At 37.0% G+C, this 19,343-nt stretch carries 21 protein-coding genes; 5 read left to right on the top strand and 16 right to left on the bottom strand.

Going from position 1 to position 19,343, the window contains the following annotated elements:
• Positions 1 to 88 precede the first annotated feature (88 nt).
• The 3 genes from BD809_RS05240 to BD809_RS05250 are packed head-to-tail and all read left to right on the top strand — an operon-like array spanning position 89 to position 3,089.
• Positions 89 to 1,084 carry an NAD(P)H-dependent glycerol-3-phosphate dehydrogenase gene (locus tag BD809_RS05240; protein ID WP_148781886.1) on the top strand — a complete coding sequence of 332 codons (996 nt, stop codon included), beginning with the start codon at positions 89 to 91 and terminating at the stop codon, positions 1,082 to 1,084.
• 15 nt (positions 1,085 to 1,099) lie between these two features.
• On the top strand, positions 1,100 to 1,948 hold the full coding sequence (locus BD809_RS05245; protein ID WP_148781887.1) for a sulfurtransferase: 849 nt from the start codon (positions 1,100 to 1,102) through the stop codon (positions 1,946 to 1,948).
• A gap of 43 nt (positions 1,949 to 1,991) precedes the next feature.
• On the top strand, positions 1,992 to 3,089 hold the full coding sequence (locus BD809_RS05250; protein WP_170251753.1) for a glycoside hydrolase family 3 N-terminal domain-containing protein: 1,098 nt from the start codon (positions 1,992 to 1,994) through the stop codon (positions 3,087 to 3,089).
• Positions 3,090 to 3,171: 82 nt separating this feature from the next.
• Here BD809_RS05250 and dprA read toward each other — a convergent pair whose 3' ends face one another.
• Positions 3,172 to 4,275 carry a DNA-processing protein DprA gene (gene dprA / locus BD809_RS05255; RefSeq protein WP_148781889.1) on the bottom strand — a complete coding sequence of 368 codons (1,104 nt, stop codon included), beginning with the start codon at positions 4,273 to 4,275 and terminating at the stop codon, positions 3,172 to 3,174.
• Between the two features lie 203 nt (positions 4,276 to 4,478).
• Here dprA and BD809_RS05260 point away from each other — a divergent pair, with 203 nt between their 5' ends.
• Positions 4,479 to 5,471: an HU domain-containing protein gene (locus BD809_RS05260; protein WP_148781890.1), complete on the top strand. Its 993-nt coding sequence runs from the start codon at positions 4,479 to 4,481 to the stop codon at positions 5,469 to 5,471.
• Between the two features lie 249 nt (positions 5,472 to 5,720).
• Positions 5,721 to 6,230 (top strand): acyl-CoA thioesterase, encoded by a 510-nt coding sequence (locus BD809_RS05265; RefSeq protein WP_148781891.1) that lies wholly within the window; start codon positions 5,721 to 5,723, stop codon positions 6,228 to 6,230.
• A 17-nt stretch (positions 6,231 to 6,247) separates the two neighbouring features.
• Here BD809_RS05265 and BD809_RS05270 read toward each other — a convergent pair whose 3' ends face one another.
• The 15 genes from BD809_RS05270 to BD809_RS05340 form a co-directional block, all read right to left on the bottom strand.
• Positions 6,248 to 6,733 carry a GyrI-like domain-containing protein gene (locus BD809_RS05270; protein WP_148781892.1) on the bottom strand — a complete coding sequence of 162 codons (486 nt, stop codon included), beginning with the start codon at positions 6,731 to 6,733 and terminating at the stop codon, positions 6,248 to 6,250.
• Positions 6,733 to 7,962, bottom strand: a complete 1,230-nt coding sequence (locus BD809_RS05275) for a murein hydrolase activator EnvC family protein (protein ID WP_148781893.1) — start codon at positions 7,960 to 7,962, stop codon at positions 6,733 to 6,735. The genes BD809_RS05270 and BD809_RS05275 overlap by 1 nt, the downstream gene beginning before the upstream one ends.
• Positions 7,959 to 8,732: a DUF4292 domain-containing protein gene (locus BD809_RS05280; RefSeq protein WP_170251755.1), complete on the bottom strand. Its 774-nt coding sequence runs from the start codon at positions 8,730 to 8,732 to the stop codon at positions 7,959 to 7,961. The genes BD809_RS05275 and BD809_RS05280 overlap by 4 nt, the downstream gene beginning before the upstream one ends.
• 7 nt (positions 8,733 to 8,739) lie before the next feature.
• Entirely contained in the window at positions 8,740 to 10,071 is a 1,332-nt protein-coding gene (locus BD809_RS05285) for a tetratricopeptide repeat protein (RefSeq protein WP_170251757.1), read from the bottom strand.
• 71 nt (positions 10,072 to 10,142) lie between these two features.
• Positions 10,143 to 11,159: a sugar phosphate nucleotidyltransferase gene (locus BD809_RS05290; protein ID WP_148781896.1), complete on the bottom strand. Its 1,017-nt coding sequence runs from the start codon at positions 11,157 to 11,159 to the stop codon at positions 10,143 to 10,145.
• 41 nt (positions 11,160 to 11,200) lie between these two features.
• Positions 11,201 to 11,635, bottom strand: coding sequence for a dUTP diphosphatase (gene dut, locus BD809_RS05295; RefSeq protein ID WP_148781897.1), 435 nt, complete (start codon positions 11,633 to 11,635; stop codon positions 11,201 to 11,203).
• Between the two features lie 3 nt (positions 11,636 to 11,638).
• Entirely contained in the window at positions 11,639 to 13,090 is a 1,452-nt protein-coding gene (locus tag BD809_RS05300) for a lipopolysaccharide biosynthesis protein (RefSeq protein WP_148781898.1), read from the bottom strand.
• A 64-nt stretch (positions 13,091 to 13,154) separates the two neighbouring features.
• The gene (locus tag BD809_RS05305) at positions 13,155 to 13,613 is read right to left on the bottom strand and encodes a hypothetical protein (protein WP_148781899.1); all 459 of its coding nucleotides are present in this window, start codon (positions 13,611 to 13,613) and stop codon (positions 13,155 to 13,157) included.
• Between the two features lie 127 nt (positions 13,614 to 13,740).
• Positions 13,741 to 14,604, bottom strand: a complete 864-nt coding sequence (atpG, locus tag BD809_RS05310; protein ID WP_148781900.1) for an ATP synthase F1 subunit gamma — start codon at positions 14,602 to 14,604, stop codon at positions 13,741 to 13,743.
• A 30-nt stretch (positions 14,605 to 14,634) separates the two neighbouring features.
• Positions 14,635 to 16,215 carry a F0F1 ATP synthase subunit alpha gene (gene atpA, locus BD809_RS05315; RefSeq protein WP_148781901.1) on the bottom strand — a complete coding sequence of 527 codons (1,581 nt, stop codon included), beginning with the start codon at positions 16,213 to 16,215 and terminating at the stop codon, positions 14,635 to 14,637.
• A gap of 59 nt (positions 16,216 to 16,274) precedes the next feature.
• Entirely contained in the window at positions 16,275 to 16,802 is a 528-nt protein-coding gene (gene atpH / locus BD809_RS05320) for an ATP synthase F1 subunit delta (RefSeq protein ID WP_148781902.1), read from the bottom strand.
• A gap of 7 nt (positions 16,803 to 16,809) precedes the next feature.
• Positions 16,810 to 17,307, bottom strand: coding sequence for a F0F1 ATP synthase subunit B (locus BD809_RS05325; RefSeq protein ID WP_148781903.1), 498 nt, complete (start codon positions 17,305 to 17,307; stop codon positions 16,810 to 16,812).
• Positions 17,308 to 17,396: 89 nt separating this feature from the next.
• Complete coding sequence (gene atpE / locus BD809_RS05330) at positions 17,397 to 17,585, bottom strand: ATP synthase F0 subunit C (RefSeq protein WP_004569351.1); 189 nt, start codon at positions 17,583 to 17,585, stop codon at positions 17,397 to 17,399.
• A gap of 39 nt (positions 17,586 to 17,624) precedes the next feature.
• A complete protein-coding gene (atpB, locus tag BD809_RS05335; protein ID WP_246131427.1) occupies positions 17,625 to 18,674 on the bottom strand; it encodes a F0F1 ATP synthase subunit A in 1,050 nt (349 codons plus the stop codon).
• A gap of 247 nt (positions 18,675 to 18,921) precedes the next feature.
• The gene (locus tag BD809_RS05340; RefSeq protein ID WP_148781905.1) at positions 18,922 to 19,308 is read right to left on the bottom strand and encodes a hypothetical protein; all 387 of its coding nucleotides are present in this window, start codon (positions 19,306 to 19,308) and stop codon (positions 18,922 to 18,924) included.
• Positions 19,309 to 19,343 lie beyond the last annotated feature (35 nt).

Below are 19,343 nucleotides of genomic sequence, written 5' to 3' on the forward strand. Positions count from 1 at the left end.
TATTTTGTTTATTTTTGGCGTTATAATAGATTTCGATCTAAAGTTTATTCATTAGGTTTGAAATCCAGAAAAGAAAAAAGAAAATCCATTGAAAGATAAACCAAAATTTGCAGTCATAGGTGGGGGTAGTTGGGCTACAGCTATTGTCAAAATGTTAACGGAAAATGTTGAAGTTGTAGGATGGTATATGCGTAGCGTCTACGCAATCGAACATTTAAAACGACAACAACATAATCCAAGCTACTTAAGTTCGGTTGAATTTAAAAATGAGCAGCTTAAACTTACTGATAATATTAATGAAGCTGTCGAAGAAGCTGATTATGTAATTTTTGCAATCCCATCAGCTTTTTTGCATACGGAATTAAAAAAACTAAATGTATCTCTTGAAAATAAAATTATCTTTTCAGCTATTAAAGGTATCGTTCCGGAAACCGGCCTGATCGTAGGTGAATATTTTAATGAAATTTATGACATCCCTCTTGATAATATTGGGGTAATTACTGGTCCTTGTCACGCCGAAGAGGTCGCATTAGAGCGCCTATCTTATCTGACTATTGCATGTAATGATGCAGAAAAGGCTAAAGTGGTTGCTGCACATTTAAGCAGTGAGTACATAAGTTGTAAAATTAGTGATGATATTATTGGTACCGAATATGCCGCGATGCTTAAGAATATTTATGCGATTGCTGCAGGAATTGCTCATGGTCTAGGATACGGGGATAACTTTCAAAGTGTCTTGATGAGTAATGCCATTCGTGAGATGAAGCGTTTTATCAAAAAGGTGCATAATATGAAGCGTAACATTAATAACTCCGCCTATTTGGGAGATCTTTTAGTAACCGGTTACTCTGTCTTTTCACGCAATAGAATGTTTGGGAATATGATTGGTAAAGGATATACGGTAAAAAGCGCACAAATGGAAATGAGCATGGTTGCTGAAGGTTACTACGCTACAAAAAGCGCTTACGTAATAAATACAGATAAAGGAGCCAAAACTCCTATCATCGATGCTGTATATGCGATACTATATGATCATAAAGAGCCCAAAAAGATCTTTAAAAAATTAGCAGATCGACTGGACTAACTAATTTTACAGAGTATGTCGTCAACTCAAAACATTCCCGAACTTGTAGATGATGTATGGTTGTCTCAACATTTGGATGACCCGCACCTAATTCTTTTGGACGCAAGTATCAAAAATGTGATGGATCAGGAAAACAGCAATAAGAATTATGCGATCCTACCAAAAGCTCAATTCTTTGATTTAAAAAAAGTTTTTTCTGATCAATCCGTATCCCTGCCTAACATGGTGCCTTTGCCTCGTAATTTTGAAAAAGCCTGTCGAGCTTTGGGTATTTCTAAAAGCAGTAAAGTTGTGATATATGATACTAAAGGTATCTATTCAAGTCCCAGAGCTTGGTTCCTTTTTAAAATTATGGGATTTGATAATGTGGCCATATTGGACGGGGGTCTGCCCGCTTGGCTACAGGCAGGTCGGCGCACAACCAATCAGTATCAGATTACCAACAAAGAGCAAGGTTCTTTCAAAGCGCGTTTTCGACCGGAGCTCGTCGTTAATGCAGAGGAGGTTCTAAATGCAATTAATGGTCCTCACAAACTTATCATCGATGCACGTTCTCATGGTCGTTTTACGGGTACCGAACCAGAACCAAGAGCAGATTTAAAAGCAGGTCATATCCCTGGATCTATAAATATTCCTTACACCGAACTTTTGAAAAACGGTAAATTTATTGATCAGGTATCACTCAAATCCGTGCTTAATACTCTAAATTTGAACAACAAGCACCTCATATTCACTTGTGGCTCGGGAATTACTGCTTGTATTCTTAAATTTGCCTTTGAGCAGAGCGGCTATCAGAATGCTTCAGTTTATGATGGTTCCTGGACAGAATGGGGTCAACTATCTAATGCACCGATTGCTCTATAAATGGTATAACAATTGCAGTAACTATTTTCTAAAAAAATTACACATGAAATTACTTAGTACGCTATTCCTTTTTCTTACGAGCATTTATTTTAGCCATTCGCAATCGACACCCTATACTCTGAGTGATTTTTATGGGAATTCTACAGAACTAGAGCAAAAAGTGTTAACAATTTATAATGCTCTTTCTGAAGAACAACGCATTGCACAAATGATCATCACATCTGCCGGAGAATTAGGCAAACCCGAGGCTGTGGTGAATGAGCTAGCAAAAAAGGGAGCTATTGGAGGGGTCGTTTTTTTAAAAGGAACCAAGGCAAATCATACCCAACACATTCAGACTTTGAATAAGATCGCTAAAGCGAATGCTACTCCGGCACTTCTTTATAGTATGGATGCCGAACCCAGCTTACTAAGCAGCCGAATTAAAGGTGCAAAGGATGTGGGTAAGACAGTAAATATCAAAACTGAAGCCCAGTCCGATCAAGTAGTAGCCGCCATTAACGAAGAATTAAATGCGATTGGTGTGCATCACAACTATGCACCTGTTTTGGATGTGAGTACTTCAAATGAGGCTATAAAATCAAGAAGTTATGGAAGCGACAAAGAACAGGTTATAGCTTTAGCCAACAGATTTATACAAAAAACACAGGATGGTGGTATTATTGCCACTGCTAAGCATTTTCCAGGTCATGGATTAGTTTCCGGGGATACTCATAAACAAAGTGTTTATATCGACGGCCCTTTACAAGAGGTAGCTAATTACGAAAAAATCATAGCCGATGGGGTACTCTCTATAATGGTTGCCCACATTACCATAAAGAATAACGAATCTTATGATACCAACGGTTTGCCGGCAAGTTGTTCCCGTAAAATTGTGACCAGCTTGCTAAAAGAGGAAATGGGTTTCAAAGGTATCGTTATTTCAGATGCTTTAAATATCATGAAAGCAGTAACCATTTTGGACAACGCCCCTTTACTAGCTTCAAAAGCGGGTTGCGATTTGATTCTTATGCCACAGGATGAGGAAAAAACGATTCTGGCCATTCTAAACGAAGTTAAAAAGGATCCAGAGTACAAAGCTCAGGTTGAGGCATCTGTTAAAAAGATTTTACGACTAAAAGTTGTTGCCGGATTATTGTAATAATTCTCTCGCAGCATCTATTTGGCTAACTTCTATTTGTTCAGTAAATATTTGTGATTGTTTTTTCAAATACAAATGAAAATTATACTGCTTCAAACAATTTACCCGGTAATGGCTTAACCACCCCCTTTAGCTCCATGGATAGTAAATGCGAGGCTAGTTTATAGGTCGGTATACTACATTGCAAAGCAATACTATCAAGAACCGTTTTGCCATGGGCAGTCAAGAAATTATAAATGCGCTCTTCATCGCCCTCTAAGGTGACAAATAGCTCTTTTTGTATCACCGCGGTGTTTTCCTCTTTAGCCTCCCAGTTTAGCATATATAGTAAATCCGCCGGTGAAGTAAGCATGTGTGCCCGTTGTGTTTTTATCAACGTATTACACCCACGACTTAATGCATCTGTAGTTCTTCCCGGAACAGCAAAAACCTCTCTATTATAAGAATTAGCAATTTCTGCGGTTACCAAAGACCCTCCTTTATCCGCACTCTCAATGACTATGGTAGCTTCGCTTATTCCGGCAATAATTCTATTGCGACTTAAAAAATTATTCCGATCAAAAACATCTGTACTCCAAAAATCAGTGAAAAAACCGCCATTAGCCTCTACCTGTTCGATATATTTTGCATGTGTTTTTGGATACATTTGATTTAATCCATGTGCCAGACATCCCACGGTTTGTAAGCCGTGCTTTATAGCTGCGCGTTGTGCTGTTATGTCAACGCCATAGGCAAAACCAGATATGATTACTGGATTTAAGGGTGCTATAGCTTCAATTAACTCTTCACAAAAGGAAACCCCATACTTTGTCACCTTTCGCGTTCCCACAATACTAAGTATTTTTTTTGATTTCAAATCAATAGCCCCCCTGCCAAACAAAATTACTGGACCATCCAGGCAATGTTTTAATTTATCCGGATAGTCTTGATCCTGATACGTTAAAAATTGAAGATTATTTTCTTCAACAAATCGTAATTCGGCTTCTGCTACATGTTGATGTTCTGTATTATGCAGTTCTTTAATTTTGACACGTCCAATACCGTCAATTTTTAAAAGATTTGAGGGTTTGGATTTAAGAACAGTATCGGCAGAACCAACGGTTCTGATCAGTTTTTTGATAGAGCTATCCCCCAAATTGGGGATCTTTTTTAGCGTTAGCAGTGCTAATTTTTCTGTGTCATTCATGTAAGTTGGTCTAAGTCAGTACAAGTAACAAAAAATATAAATCTGTTGATAAAATTTTATCCTCTACTTTTTAACAACTCACAATTTTATTTACCTTTGAGTACGTCGATTTTATGAAAAATGATGATCGACAGTATATAACGTAGTAACACAAATCAATCGCAGCATCTATTACTGTTGATTCTATAATTTATAACGGGGAAATGAATACTTCAAAGTACATTAGTGAATTATTATATCGATACGAATGTGTAATAATTCCGGGATTCGGAGCCTTTTTAACACGTCGTGAATCAGCAAGAATATTGAGTGCTTCGAATACGTTTCTACCTCCTAAGAAAACCATTTCCTTTAATAGTCAGTTACAAAATAATGATGGGCTTTTAGCTAACTATATCGCATCGGCCGAAAATATTTCATACATAGATGCAGTTGCTGCTATTCAGCGATTTGTTGCATCATTAAATTTAGAATTAAATCAAGGTAAGCGTGTAACTCTCAATGCGATCGGACACATGTTTCGTTCTGTTGAAAACACTTTACAGTTTGAGCCGGCTACTGAAGAAAATTATCTTACCGAAGCTTTTGGCTTACCTACTTTTATTTCACCACAAATCCAAAGAAACGTTGAAGTTTCACGCGAAGTATACAAACAAGAAACCGAACTTATTGAGGCCAAAGCACCCATTGCTTTTACACCTGAAAAACGTGCGCAACGTACCTATCTTAATTATGCGGCAACTGCAGCAATCATTGTAGGTCTCTTTGGTTTAACAGGATATCTGGGGCTTTCCTATCACAACAGTTCTGTAGAAGCTTATAACTATACGCAACGTCAGGAGGCAGCAAAGGATATCAATAATATGATCCAAGAGGCTACTTTTGAGATCTCAAGTCCCCTGCCAGCTATAACATTGAATATTGCCAAAGAACATGAAGACATTACTGAAGCGTCTGCACTATATGGCAAATATCATATCGTTGCCGGAGCGTTTAGAATCGAAGCGAATGCTAAGAAGAAAATGAGACGTCTTAAAGCTAAAGGTTTTGAACCAAGACTTATTGGGAAGAATAAATATGGCTTACATCAGGTAGTGTATAGCAGTTATTCGAATCGAATGGAGGCGTTACAAGCTTTGCAAAAGATCAAATACAAGCAAGATCGTCGTGCTTGGTTACTTGTTCAACCCATGTAATCAGTATTTTTTCTTAAATAATTCATAATTTTATGGTAATCAGCATTTAATGAATTTCTCATTAAATATCTCGGTTTCTTATTACATATACAATCTTCATATTTATAAAGTAGAATACTTAGCAATAAACCATCCTGTTTAATGTATTTATAGTAATCTCTGCCTTGGATTGTTGCACTACGAAACTTTGACTGAATTGGACATATTCAAAGTTTGCTGAGTATCTTTGCTCAAAATTAAACACTCATTATGGAAGCCAGACACCCATCAGAATCACTTACTGTATTAACCGATCTTGTTTTACCGGGAGAAACGAATGGATTAAATAATCTTTTTGGAGGTGAACTTTTGGCACGTATGGATCGTGCAGCAGGAATCGCTGCAGGTAGACACTCCAGAAGATTGGTTGTAACAGCCTCTGTAAATCATGTAGCGTTTAATAAAAGTATTCCCTTAGGGAGTGTGGTGACTGTAGAAGCTAAAGTATCTCGTGCTTTTAAAAGCTCTATGGAGGTTATTATTGATGTTTGGGTAGAAGACCGTCAAAGTGGAGATAAAAGTAAGGCTAACGAAGCTATATATACTTTTGTGGCCGTAAATGAAAGTGGTATGCCTGTGCCTGTGCCTCCTGTACAACCAGAAACTGAACTTGAGAAACAACGTTTTGATGCTGCCTTAAGAAGAAAACAATTAAGTCTCGTACTGGCCGGCAAAATGAAACCCCACGATGCCACCGAACTTAAAGCACTGTTTGTTTAGTTTTATTTCAATCCGCTCTATTGAGGAGTAATTTTTTTAATCGGTACGTATATCTGTTCTTCGGACAGCGGATTCTCAGGCCCCAAGTATTTTGGACCCATATAATCAAAATGCCTTCTTTGATCAATACCATACCCTGAGTATGGTAACCAATCATTATGGATGTAATTGAGCGTTCTATGGAATGTTTTTATCGGACCATGATGCGTAAATATTGCATAGAGTCCTTTTTCAATTACTACCTCACTAACATCTTTTAATTTGCTATACTTTACATCATCAAGTATCGTAGCCCAGGTTTTATAAACTCCCGTCTCAGAGAACTCAGCATCGTACTCATGCACCGCATAAAACTCTGATGGCTTTATGCCAAGATGTTGAATTATATCAGATACAAAGGTTTTCCAATGCATCTCAACCTCGGGAGCTCCCGGTGTTGTAAGTAATAAGCGTCCCAATAGCCGTTTTTCTTGTATTTCTTTTATTTCTGGTGTTAACATCATTACATTCTATAAATCCAATGTTGTGGATTAAGACGTTTGGCATTTTGATAGATTAAGAATTTCATGATCGCTCTACCGGTGGCAGGATTCACCCGCACCTCTCCTATTTCTTGCTTTGTACGCACCTGATCCCCTTCTTTTACTGTAATATTCTCAATATTATAATAAGTGGTAATAAAATTACCATGACGAATTTGCACTAATCTGCCTGCACCTCTCAACTTCTGTATCGCAATTACTTCGCCTTCAAAAATGGCTCTTGCCCGCTCTCCTGCCCGCGTTTCAAGTTCTACTCCGCTACTATTAATTTTAATATTAGGAAGTGTTGGATGCGGCTGTGGTCCGAATTTCTTAGTAACTCTCCCCGTACCTACCGGCCAAGGCAACTTACCCTTGTTAGCTGTAAAATTATCTGCCACTAATTTAGCCTCTGCGGTAAGCGCAAAAGTAGTTGCCGAACCTTTATTTGTTACTTTTTTACCTGCCTTTTTATTAGCTTTTGCTATCGCTTCTCTAATCAGTTTTTCTATAGCCTTATCAATAGCACTCGCCTGTCGTTCTTTCTTTTTAATTTGCTTGGAATAGACTCCGGACTTCTTACGAATAGTCGCCATGAGTTCTTGTTGTTGTTTCTTCTCGCTAAGTAGCTTCTCTTGTTCTTTTCGATTTTGTACAACTAAGAGCTCCTTAGATTTTTTTTGATTTGCTAGATCCGTATTAAGAATCTTGAGTTCTTCTGTTTGTTTTACAATATTATCTGCTTGTTCTTTACGGTGCTTATTGTACTGTTTCATATATTGCAAACGCTTGTAGGCTTGCATAAAATTGGAAGAAGACAATAGAAACATGATACGGCTTTGACGGGAATTGCTTTTATATGATTTGGCAATCATCTTTGCATAATCCTCTTTAAGATGTTGTAGCTCCTTCCGAAAAGCATCGAGTTTTTTAAAATTTACATTAATCTCACGTGTCAAGAGATTTGCCTGTTGATTAGTGATACGAATAAGGTTTTCTCTAGTGCTTATTTGCGCATTGATGGCTTCCACCTCATCCAATAACGATCGTTCCTTTAGCTTAGTGTCTGTCCGCAGCTTTTTCATCTGCTCAATTTCCTGACGCAATTGTTGACGTTGCTCCTCTAATTGTTGCTGCCGTGACGACTGTGAGAAGCTTATGCCACAACATATAAGCAGTACCAGTAAAAGTATATTGTTGTTACCTTTCATTCTACTGTAATTTCTTCATATCCCTTGGGTATGAAAAAGGGAAAACTAACTTTTGGATTAAAGTCTACAGAACGATAGTCTAATTTGATTAATGTTTGTTCTTGATCCTGTGTAGCTTTAATTACAATCTCTTTTGGAAAATCTTGATTTCCCACTTTTTGATACGTCTCGTATAAAACACTTAGCGCTCGCTTTTCTACTGGTTGTGCAAGTAACTGTAACTTCATTTTAAAGTTTTGAGGCGCTATTAAGAATAAGCGATTAAACAATTCTAAATCCTCTTTGGGCTTTAACTGATATCCCTGGTCGACAATAGCTACTTCAAAATGCTCCTTTTTCAAATCAAAAAGTGATTGCCCTAACAAAAGTTGTTGAACTTTGTTATAGTCTAAATCTGTTCCTAACCATTTACTGAGCATCTTAAAGTCTCCGTCAAAATAGGTGTTATTAATTTTCTCATAATATCGCACCCTATTCGGAGTAATCATAACCTTCGCCAAGGTTATTCCCAACATTTTTGCCGATAACCAAATTGTTTTGTCCCGCTCCATGCGGAGTGTAACATTAGGACGCACAGATTGTTTTTCGTCTTTATAATTCACTTTAACCCTTGCATGTAAGGTGTTAAAATTAAATGCCTGATTATAATGATTACTTATTACTTTTTTTGATTTCAGCCGTTTAGTGATAGCTCCATCGGCACCAGCCGTGCTTTTACACGAACTTGCGGTAATTAAAATAGCAGTTAAACATATAAAGAATCGAATCATGGTGTACTTACGATTTATTTTGAAGTTGTGTTGCTTTTTGCTCGAACTCTTTTGCTTTACTAGCATCACCCAGTGCTTGATATGCTTTACTCATCATGGTATAGAATTGAGATTCAATTACTACGTTATCCAGAATATAATCCAATCCTGTCTCTAAGGTTTCTATAGCTTCATCATATGCTTTTAACGCTATTAAGGCTTGTGCATTGAGTAGATAAATTATTGGCTGTGTAGGATACAATTCTAAGGCCAATTCGCTGCCGAATTTTGCTTTTTCAAATCTCTTTAGTTCTATTTGAAGCTCTAGGGTTCGTTGTATAAGACCTATATCATTGACTGCATCTTTGAGTCCACGTTCATAATAATTAAGTGCCAGTTCCCTCTCCCCTTTCTCATAATAAAAATTCCCAATATCATTAAAAATTTTGCCGGAACTGTCTGTTTTTGAAAATGCTTCAGTTACTTCAATAAGTTGCTTCTCAAATTGGGGATTACGTCCTACAAAAATTATAAAATCATTGAGTACTTTATATTTGGAATCGCTATCCATCGTACTACTTTGTAGTGCAATTTTCATCGAAGCTACAGCCAAATCCGTTTGATTATCATCTAGATAGAATTTGTACAATGCTAAATGAGCAACTTCGGATGTTGGGATTTGCGCCAACAGGGCTTTGGCTACCTCAAAAGCTTTCCTGTTTTGATTCGTTTGACTATATAAATAAATCAAGTTTACATAAGGTTGTTCATTTTTGGGCGCTGCCTTAATTTTATTTTCTAAACGCGCAATTTGGGTAGTCGGATTATCAAGTTTTAACGTGATCCGCTTACGTAGGGTTCTGCGATACTGATCTTCGCCATACTCTGCAACGACCTCATCTAAGGTTTGCAGAGCGTCATCATATCGTTGATCCAAAAAATACAAATTGACCAACTGCTCTCTATACATGGTATCAAAGCCAACCAGCTGACTTACAACTTCGATAGAAGCTTTATAATCATGCAATGCAAAATGCACCTCGAATAACTGCTCTAAAATAAATCGATTATTTGGATTATCCTCAAGTGCTTTTTCAAAGTTTACCTTTGCTAATTCGTATTGTTTCAAAGCAAGGTAGTTCTTACCCAGTTCAAAATACAGCACCTCTACCTTTGGATCTATTGCAATACACTTTTCTAAGGCATCGATCGCCTTTTCATAATTCTCAATACCTTTTTTCGTCAAAGCTTCAAAAAAAAGTTCCTGAAACTCATCAGACACATTACCTAAATCATCAACATTCACCTCCTGTTGCGGTTCAATTTCTTGTGCTGCAACAGGGATATATATACTTCCCATAAATGGGACAGTAAACAAAATGTATTTAATTATAGTAATCATGTATGTATCTAACGTATGCTTCCTTTCAATTATTCTAAAACAGAATAATCTCCAACACTAATTTTGGTGAATTTTCCGTCAAAACTGACCTTATTACCTATCATCGCTTCGTCTAAGGTAGCATTTTTAATATGAGTTTCTGTTTGAATCAAACTATTTTTAATTATAGAGTCATGTATCACACACCCATCTCCAATACTTACGTTTGGACCAATAGTAGCATTTTTTAAGCTTACATTTTCGCCAATAAAACACGGCTCAATAATCGTTGAATTCTCTTTTTTGATAGTAGTACTCACTAGATGCTCGCCGTCATTTTGTAAAAAACCTAACATGCGAGTATTCGTCTCTACCGTTACAGTCTTATTTCCACAGTCCATCCACTCGTCTACTTGTCCTGTTACAAATTTCTTGCCAGAGCTCATCATACGTTTGATGCCGTCATTAATCTGATACTCGCCTCCGTTGATTATGTTGTGGTCTAACACGTACTGCAATTCGTTTTTGAGAACTGCTACATCCTTGAAGTAATAAATTCCGATAACGGCTAAATCTGAGACAAAGGTTTCAGGTTTTTCAACCAGCTCAACAATTTCATCAGCCTCATTTAGTTTGACCACGCCATATGCTTCAGGTTGATCTACCTGTTTTACCCATATAACAGAATCTGCGGACTTATCCAGATTAAAGTCTGCCCGGATCAATGTGTCAGCATAGGCGATTACAGCCGGTCCCGATAAGGATTCTTTGGCACACATGATAGCATGACCTGTACCCAAAGGCTGATCTTGTCTGTAGATTGACGCTTTTGCTCCCAGACCTTCAGCCAGCGCTGTTAAGCTTTCCTCTACATCCTGCCCAAAAAAAGCGGGGTCTCCCAAAACAAATGCGATCTCTTCGATTGGTTCTCCTAATACTTTTGCAATATCAGACACCAAACGGTGTACTATTGGTTTTCCGGCAACGGGAATTAAAGGTTTTGGAACTGTTAGGGTATGAGGACGTAATCTAGAGCCTCGTCCTGCCATGGGTACGATGATTTTCATGTGTTACTTTTATTTTTAAAAATTAGATTTTATATATTCAATTATTGTTTTCCTGTACTTCCAAAGCCACCAGAACCACGCTCACTATTTGACAATTCTTCGACTTCAGACCAATCGGCACGTTCATGTTTTGCAATGACTAGTTGTGCAACGCGCTCTCCTCGTGAAATCGTATATGGATCATTAGAAAGGTTTACTAAAATCACTCCGATTTCTCCACGATAATCTGCATCCACAGTTCCAGGAGCATTAAGCACTGTTATACCGTGCTTTGCTGCCAAACCGCTACGAGGTCGCACTTGAGCTTCATAACCATGAGGAAGCTCTATAAACAATCCTGTTTTTACAATGGTGCGCTCTAAAGGTTGAAGCGTGATTTCCTCTTGTATACTAGCTCTCAAATCCATACCGGCAGATGACGGAGTTTCATAATGCGGCAGGGTACTATCTGAGGTATTTATTATTTTGATCTTCATGAACTAATTTTTAATTAATTGCTTCAATTCTTTGAATTCGAAAGCATACAAAACTACTAAAAACAGTAGTAAAAACGGGATGCCTACCATGTAATTACTATCAAACACATAAAATGATAATACACAAAGAATTATTGATAATACTATGTAACCACATATGCGCTTGCTATCATAAGGAATTGGATAGTATTTCTTGCCGAAATAGTAGGATAGCAACATCATCGTACTATAAGCTACCAGTGTAGCGATAGCGGAGGCCATATAGCTTAACCTCGGAATCAACACCAAATTAATTACCAGCGTAAGCAAAGCTCCAACCACAGAAATATACGCTCCGAATTTGGTTCTATCGGTAATTTTATACCAAACGGAAAGATTATGATAAATTCCCAAGCAAAAATTCGCGAGGAGAATTAAAGGAACTACATTTAATGCTTCCCAGTATTCCGGGTCTCTGACAATTAAAACTTTTAAGATGGGTAAAAACACAATAACGCCCAACATGATTAGCGAGCCCAGTACTACAAAATACTTGGTAATGGTAGCAAATGTTTGAGGGGCATCCCGATGGGTCGCATGCTTAAAGAAAAATGGCTCGATCCCCAAACGAAATGCAGTGGCAAACAATGTCATAAACAAAGCTAGTTTATAGCAAGCCGAATATACACCAATGGCAGATTCTGCAACATCATTGGGAAGTAGGTATTTGAGTAAAACCCGATCAAAGGTTTCGTTAACTGAAAAAGCAATACCAGCCACTAATATTGGCAAGGCGTAGCGCATCATTTTTTTCCAAAGTGCCGTATCAAAACTGTAATTAATTTTACCATAAAATGGAAGTAATACTAATAAGGTCACCGCACTCGCAATAAGATTTGAAATAAATATATAGTTGATCTCAAAATCTCCTACAACAAATACTTTTAGAAATGGAAATGATTTAGCTACATCTGTAATAAACAAAAGCAGCAATATATTGAGGCCAAGATTAATGAAAATATTCAAAATTTTGATAGAAGCGTAACGCAAAGATCGCCCTGTAGCACGCAACCAGGCAAAAGGAATGATCACCAGTGCGTCCAATAAAAGGATCCACAACACCAGTTTCAAATATTCGGTTTTTATCTCGAGCCAATAGGATAGTGCGTCCAAACAGACAAAGGCTAAAACGATCAACAGCACAGAACTTACAGCAATGGAAATTGCAGAAGTACCGGTTACCCGATGCTTGTCTGACACCTTATTGTAAAACCTAAAAAAAGCAGTCTCCATACCATACGCCAACAGTACATTGAACATCACAATATATGCGAATACGAAGGATACCTTACCATACTCATCGGCAGGTAAAATGTCAGTATACAAAGGAACTAGTATGAAGGATAGCATTCGTGGTAACACGGTAGCCAATCCATAGACAAAGGTTTGCTTAAATAAACGTTGAAAAGTACTCAATAGCTATAGGTTATAGCTGTAAAAATACAGTTTTTATCCAGTGCTATTGATTTAAATTCTTTTTTTACATTTTTTTAGGAAGATTATCAATTTTGAAGTAAAGCATTTTGCCGTCTTTTTCATAAGCCAACACTGCTTCGTTCTTTTGTAAGTCAAAAGGAATTTTCTTTTCAATTATGGGTAATTGATTACCGAATTCTTTTTTGGGATCCGAACTCATGATAAGCTCTTCTTTTTTAGGAAACATATATCGGCCAATATAGGCTTTGGTACTTAAATCATATTGTAAGTCAATCTTTTTTCCTTTAAAATAAAGATGTGAAATAGTAATTGCTTCGATTTCGTTGGACGGAAAAACAATAGTATATCCCTGACCAACTGTTTCCTTATTGGGAAAGAGTTCTTGATAATATGCATCGCTAAGCGATATTGGGGGTGTTTGATCCATGGTATTAATTGAAGCGCATCCCGTGGTTAGGAACAGCAATAATATAACACTTAAGGTACTTAAAAAGGCTTGCATATTACTGGTATTAAATGATTTGTTTAAGTTAAGAACAAAAGTAATACCAAAGGAATCAATAATAAAGAGTTTTACAACTAAAAAAGCCCGCGTAAAGCGAGCTTTTTATATTATAAGCAACAGATTGTTATCCGTTTAGAGCTTCCGCACCACCAACGATCTCTAAGATCTCATTGGTAATAGAAGCTTGTCTTGCTTTGTTATAAGATAATTTGAGTGAATCTCTCAGTTCTGTAGCATTATCTGTGGCCTTATGCATCGCCGTCATACGTGCTCCATGCTCTGAGGCAAAAGAATCACGAATCCCTTTGTACAACTGCATTTTAAGCATCTTCGGGATTAATTGCTCTACAATCTCTTCTTTTGATGGCTCAAAAATATAATCAACATTTGCATTCGCATCTTTACTAGCCATAGGAACAATTGGTAAGAACTGTTCGGTAGTTACGATTTGAGAAGCAGCATTTTTAAATTTATTATATACTACAAGTACCTTATCGTAGTCTCCCTTGGTAAAACGATCCATGATATCAGTAGCAATGTCAGCAACGTTTGCAAACGTTAAATCGTCGTATAGACTACTATGATTAACTACAACTTTATGTGACTTGGTTACAATATCGTTTACCTTTTTTCCGATCGTTATAAAATCAACTTGCTTACCCGCATATTGATTTGTATAAATATCGCGTACCGCTTTGATAATATTCGTATTAAATGCTCCTGCCAAACCTCTGTTTGAAGCAATTGCAACAACTAATACTTTATTTACCTCACGTTGCTCTGCATACGCACTAGCATTATCATTATCCAGGGCTGCACTTAAGTTTTGTAACAACTCGGTTAATTTATCTGCATACGGACGCATTGCAGTAATAGCAGACTGTGCCTTATTCAACTTCGCAGCAGATACCATTTTCATGGCGCTGGTGATTTGCATCGTTGAAGATACAGAGGTAATTCTATTACGTAACTCTTTTAAATTTGCCATTTCTTATACTTATGAATTCAGAATCCAGTATTAGCCTTTATACTTAGCCGAAATCTCTTTTGAAGCTGATACTAAAACATCAATAACCTCGTCAGTTAATTTTCCGGCTTTCAAAAGATCTAAGCTATCTCTATGCTTTGCATTAAGGTATGCTAAGTAATCTTTCTCAAATTCTTTTACTTTATTAACAGGAACGTCTCTTAACAAATTCTTAGAACCTGCGTAAACGATTGCAACTTGATCTTCTACCGTGAAAGGATCATTTTGAGCCTGTTTAAGGATCTCAACATTACGTTTCCCTTTTTCGATAACATTTAGCGTTGCTGCATCAAGATCAGAACCAAATTTAGCAAATGCTTCTAGTTCACGGAACTGTGCCTGATCCAGTTTTAAAGTACCTGCTACTTTTTTCATGGATTTAATCTGCGCATTACCACCAACTCGAGATACCGAAATACCCACGTTAATTGCCGGACGAACTCCAGAGTTAAATAAATCAGACGTTAAGAATATCTGACCATCTGTAATCGAAATTACATTGGTAGGAATATATGCAGAAACATCCCCTGCCTGAGTTTCGATAATTGGCAATGCTGTAAGTGAACCGCCTCCTTTCACCTTATCTTTTAAAGAATCAGGCAAATCATTCATGTCTTTTGCGATCGTATCATCTGCAATAATTTTTGCAGCACGCTCTAATAATCTAGAGTGAAGATAAAAAACATCTCCAGGGTACGCTTCACGTCCCGGTGGACGACGTAATAACAAAGAAACCTCACGATACGCTACCGCTTGTTTTGATAAATCATCATATATAATCAATGCCGGACGACCCGTATCTCTAAAATACTCACCGATTGCTGCACCTGCGAATGGAGCATATACCTGCATTGGAGCAGGATCAGATGCATTTGCAGCTACAATAGTTGTATAAGCCATTGCACCTTTGTCCTCAAGAACTTTAGCAATACCTGCAACAGTAGATGCTTTTTGCCCTATAGCAACATAGATACAATATACCGGCTCACCAGCATCGTAAAATTCTTTTTGGTTAAGGATCGTATCGATACAAACGGTAGTTTTACCAGTCTGACGGTCACCAATAACAAGCTCACGCTGACCTCTACCTACAGGCACCATCGCATCGATAGATTTAATTCCTGTTTGCAAAGGTTCGGTTACCGGCTGACGAAATATTACACCCGGAGCTTTACGCTCTAGTGGCATCTCAAACGTTTCTCCTCCGATAGGACCTTTCCCATCAATTGGAGCACCTAATGTATCTACTACACGCCCAACAATACCTTCACCTACATTAATAGATGCAATTCGTTGTGTACGCTTTACAGTAACACCCTCTTTAACCTCTGTAGAAGGACCTAAAAGTACTACCCCAACATTATCCTCTTCAAGATTTAGAACGATTCCCTCTAATCCAGATTCAAATTGCACTAATTCTCCGTATTGAGCATTAGATAGACCGTAGATTCGAGCGATACCATCACCTACTTGTAATACCGTTCCTACCTCTTCTAGCGAAGCCGTAGCTTCAAAACCAGATAATTGTTGTTTTAATATTGCTGAAACTTCAGCAGGATTCACTTCTGCCATTTTATAATAGTTTAGAAGAATAAGTTGTATTACTCATTCCCTTATTATTAGTTTTACTTTTAATTACTTAATTCTCTTCTTAATGAAGTTAACTTACTCGCTACGCTCGCATTGTACTGCAAATCACCAACACGTAAGATAAATCCACCAATAATACTTTCATCAACTATATTTTCGATAGTTGCGTTATAACCGGTAAATTCTTTCACCTTAGCCAACACCTTAGTTCGCATCGCCTCATTAAGCGGCACAGCCGATGTAACGGTTGCCACTTGTGTATTGTTAAGCTTATTGTATAAAGCGATATACTGCTTTGCTACTTCACCTAACAAAGACACTCTTTTGTTAGCGATCAATACGTCAAAAAGGTTTTGGGTAGTATTGGTTGTATCTTTAAAAATCTGACGTAAAGATTCACGTTTTACCTCATTTTTGATCAAAGGACTGTTTAACAACATACGCAACTCAGCACTCGCATCTATAGTATCAATGATACTATTCATATCCTGCTGAATACCATCAGTTGCTTTTTGCTCCTGTGCCAGGCTTAAAACCGCTTTTGCGTAACGTACTGCTGCTCTGCTCATAAATCGCTTAGTTTAAAGTAACATCTCCCAACATAGAGTCAACCAAATCCATTTGATTCTCTTTATTGTCTAATTCTTTTCTCACTACCTTTTCTGCAATCTCTATTGAGATAGCAGCCACTTGCTGTTTAAGCTCTGCAATGGCAGCTTTTTTCTCACCTTCGATAGTTTCCTGAGCCTGTGCTACAATTTTGTTAGCTTCTTGCTGCGCTTCGTCTTTTGCTTCGGTAATCATCGATTCTTTCAAAACGCGTGCTTCCTTTAGCATACTATCTCGTTCTGCACGTGCTTCTTTAATGATACGTTCATTATCAGCCTGCAGGTTTTGTAATTCTTTCTTAGCATTTTCAGCAGCATCCAGTGCTCCTTGAATACCTTCTTCTCTGTCATTTAAACTATTAAGAATTGGTTTCCATGCAAATTTTCTCATTAAAAAGATTAAAATCAATAAAATGATGGTTTGCATAAAAAACAATCCGGGAGAAAAATCGTGTAAAAGATCCATTATTGCTATACTTTGTGTTTATACTTTTGTTTAATTTTAAACAATTCCCGCAACCAACCGTTACAGGAATTGTTTATACTTTTTAGGAATTATTTTCCTAAGATTAATGCACCAAATGCTAAACCTTCTAAAAGTGCTCCGATGATAATCATTGCCGTTTGGATTTTACCAGCAGCCTCAGGTTGACGAGCAATTCCTTCCATTGCTTTTCCTCCAATTTGACCTAATCCGATTCCTCCTCCGATTACGATTAATCCTGCTCCAATTAAATTGTACATACTAATGATTTATATAATTAAACAAATTCTAATTCTCAATTAATGATGGTCGTGCTCTGCAACAGCCATCCCAATAAACAATGCCGATAACATTGTAAAGATAAAGGCCTGCAAAAATGCAACTAATAATTCAATTAACGTTATAAAAAGGGTTAGCACTAATGATATCCCTGTAGATCCTACAGCACCAAACTGTGCTTTAAGTAAAATCATTAACGCAATTAAGCTCATTACCACAAAGTGTCCTGCAGTCATATTTGCAAACAAACGAATCAATAGAGAGAAAGGCTTAGTTAACATCCCTAAAATCTCTATTGGCATTAAAATAATTTTCATAGGAACAGGTACGCCCGGCATCCAGAAAATATGTTTCCAATATTCTTTATTTCCACTAAATTGAACAATGAAGAATGTAAACACGGCCAATGCCACTGTTACAGCAATATTACCGGTAACATTAAATCCTAGCGGTGTCATCCCTAATAAGTTCAAGATCCAAATAAAGAAGAATACAGTTAACAAAAAGCCCATGTATTTACGATACTTTTTTTCACCGATATTAGGTCTTGCAATTTCGTCACGAACATAAATAACCAAGGGCTCTAATACTCTTGCAAAACCTGTTGGAATTGGTCCTTTCTTATAACCTCTAGCCAAAGCTGAAAAAGCTAAAACCATTAACAATCCAGCTAACAACATTCCTAAAACACTTTTGGTGATAGAAAAATCCAAAGGTCTTGGGTTTGTTGGATGACCAGCTTCGTCAATCACCAACTCATCATCAGGTCCGTCTAATTTATATATTTTACTGTGATATAATTTGTAGTAGTTACCGTTCACTTCAGCCACTGTTTCACCATGATGAAACTTAGATGACATAAAGACTTGAAGTCCACCATCCCATAAAATTACGGGTAATGGAAAACCATAGTGTGTATTTGTCTTTCCATCGGTATAAAAAACAAAATCGTGAGAATCCTGTAAGTGATGTCTGATGTAGGCGTCAATCTCCTCTTTAGTATCTACCGGGTCGCCTTCTTTTGAAGTCTCTCCATTACTCGCAGATCCCGCATAGGTAGTTGAACTCATAAAAAAAAGTAGAAGAACTACTATACAACTGAAGGGTCTATAAAATACTTTCATTTGCTAAATTCTGGTGTTTTTTGTAAGTTCTGAATTTGGCTGCAAAAGTACATTATTAATTCTCAATAAACATAGCTTTTTATAATAAATTCTTAATTTAACTATCCTCATGAGCTAAGCACACTATTTCTTGTTTAAAAGAATGTAGGTTTATTTTTGTTAACGTGCATGTTTAAAAAAACTTATCTCCAAATTATATTCGTTTCAAAAACGGAATAATGAGCACTATTAAAAGTATTGTATATAAAAAATAGAAGCCTAGAAACACTGCTTTATCTATCCAAAATTCTTCAGCATCAAACCATCCCATTTTATATATAAAAAGAGAAGCAATAATCATTTTTGCTAACAACAGTCCCAAAAAGACAAAGCCAGTGTTTTTGGGAGAAAAATGATGCGTTATAGCTGTAGACAAAAAAACCATTCCTACAATGCTTATAAAAAACAGATGTTGATCTAAAATTGATTGCGTTGCCCCCAACTCTAAAAATTGTGTGATTGCAAATTTATGAGTAGCGAAAAGAAATAGTGCGCCTACTATGATTAATCCTATTCCTTTGATTTGTATGTTTTTACCCAAAAGTATATGGTATTTAAATTTTAAAACAGTGAGAC

The sequence above is a fragment of the Aquimarina intermedia genome, assembly GCF_008124785.1.
Lineage (GTDB): Bacteria > Bacteroidota > Bacteroidia > Flavobacteriales > Flavobacteriaceae > Aquimarina > Aquimarina intermedia.

Coding starts and splice junctions, on each gene's coding strand:
- dprA (WP_148781889.1), bottom strand. CDS start 4,275: ATGAATGACACAGAAAAATTAGCACTGCTAACGCTAAAAAAGATCCCC.
- BD809_RS05270 (WP_148781892.1), bottom strand. CDS start 6,733: ATGATGTTAACACCAGAAATAAAAGAAATACAAGAAAAACGGCTATTG.
- BD809_RS05260 (WP_148781890.1), top strand. CDS start 4,479: ATGAATACTTCAAAGTACATTAGTGAATTATTATATCGATACGAATGT.
- atpE (WP_004569351.1), bottom strand. CDS start 17,585: ATGTACAATTTAATTGGAGCAGGATTAATCGTAATCGGAGGAGGAATC.
- dut (WP_148781897.1), bottom strand. CDS start 11,635: ATGAAGATCAAAATAATAAATACCTCAGATAGTACCCTGCCGCATTAT.
- atpA (WP_148781901.1), bottom strand. CDS start 16,215: ATGGCAGAAGTGAATCCTGCTGAAGTTTCAGCAATATTAAAACAACAA.
- BD809_RS05250 (WP_170251753.1), top strand. CDS start 1,992: ATGAAATTACTTAGTACGCTATTCCTTTTTCTTACGAGCATTTATTTT.
- atpG (WP_148781900.1), bottom strand. CDS start 14,604: ATGGCAAATTTAAAAGAGTTACGTAATAGAATTACCTCTGTATCTTCA.
- BD809_RS05245 (WP_148781887.1), top strand. CDS start 1,100: ATGTCGTCAACTCAAAACATTCCCGAACTTGTAGATGATGTATGGTTG.
- atpB (WP_246131427.1), bottom strand. CDS start 18,674: ATGAGTTCAACTACCTATGCGGGATCTGCGAGTAATGGAGAGACTTCA.
- BD809_RS05280 (WP_170251755.1), bottom strand. CDS start 8,732: ATGATTCGATTCTTTATATGTTTAACTGCTATTTTAATTACCGCAAGT.
- BD809_RS05285 (WP_170251757.1), bottom strand. CDS start 10,071: ATGGGAAGTATATATATCCCTGTTGCAGCACAAGAAATTGAACCGCAA.
- BD809_RS05290 (WP_148781896.1), bottom strand. CDS start 11,159: ATGAAAATCATCGTACCCATGGCAGGACGAGGCTCTAGATTACGTCCT.
- BD809_RS05275 (WP_148781893.1), bottom strand. CDS start 7,962: ATGAAAGGTAACAACAATATACTTTTACTGGTACTGCTTATATGTTGT.
- BD809_RS05305 (WP_148781899.1), bottom strand. CDS start 13,613: ATGCAAGCCTTTTTAAGTACCTTAAGTGTTATATTATTGCTGTTCCTA.
- atpH (WP_148781902.1), bottom strand. CDS start 16,802: ATGAGCAGAGCAGCAGTACGTTACGCAAAAGCGGTTTTAAGCCTGGCA.
- BD809_RS05325 (WP_148781903.1), bottom strand. CDS start 17,307: ATGGATCTTTTACACGATTTTTCTCCCGGATTGTTTTTTATGCAAACC.
- BD809_RS05265 (WP_148781891.1), top strand. CDS start 5,721: ATGGAAGCCAGACACCCATCAGAATCACTTACTGTATTAACCGATCTT.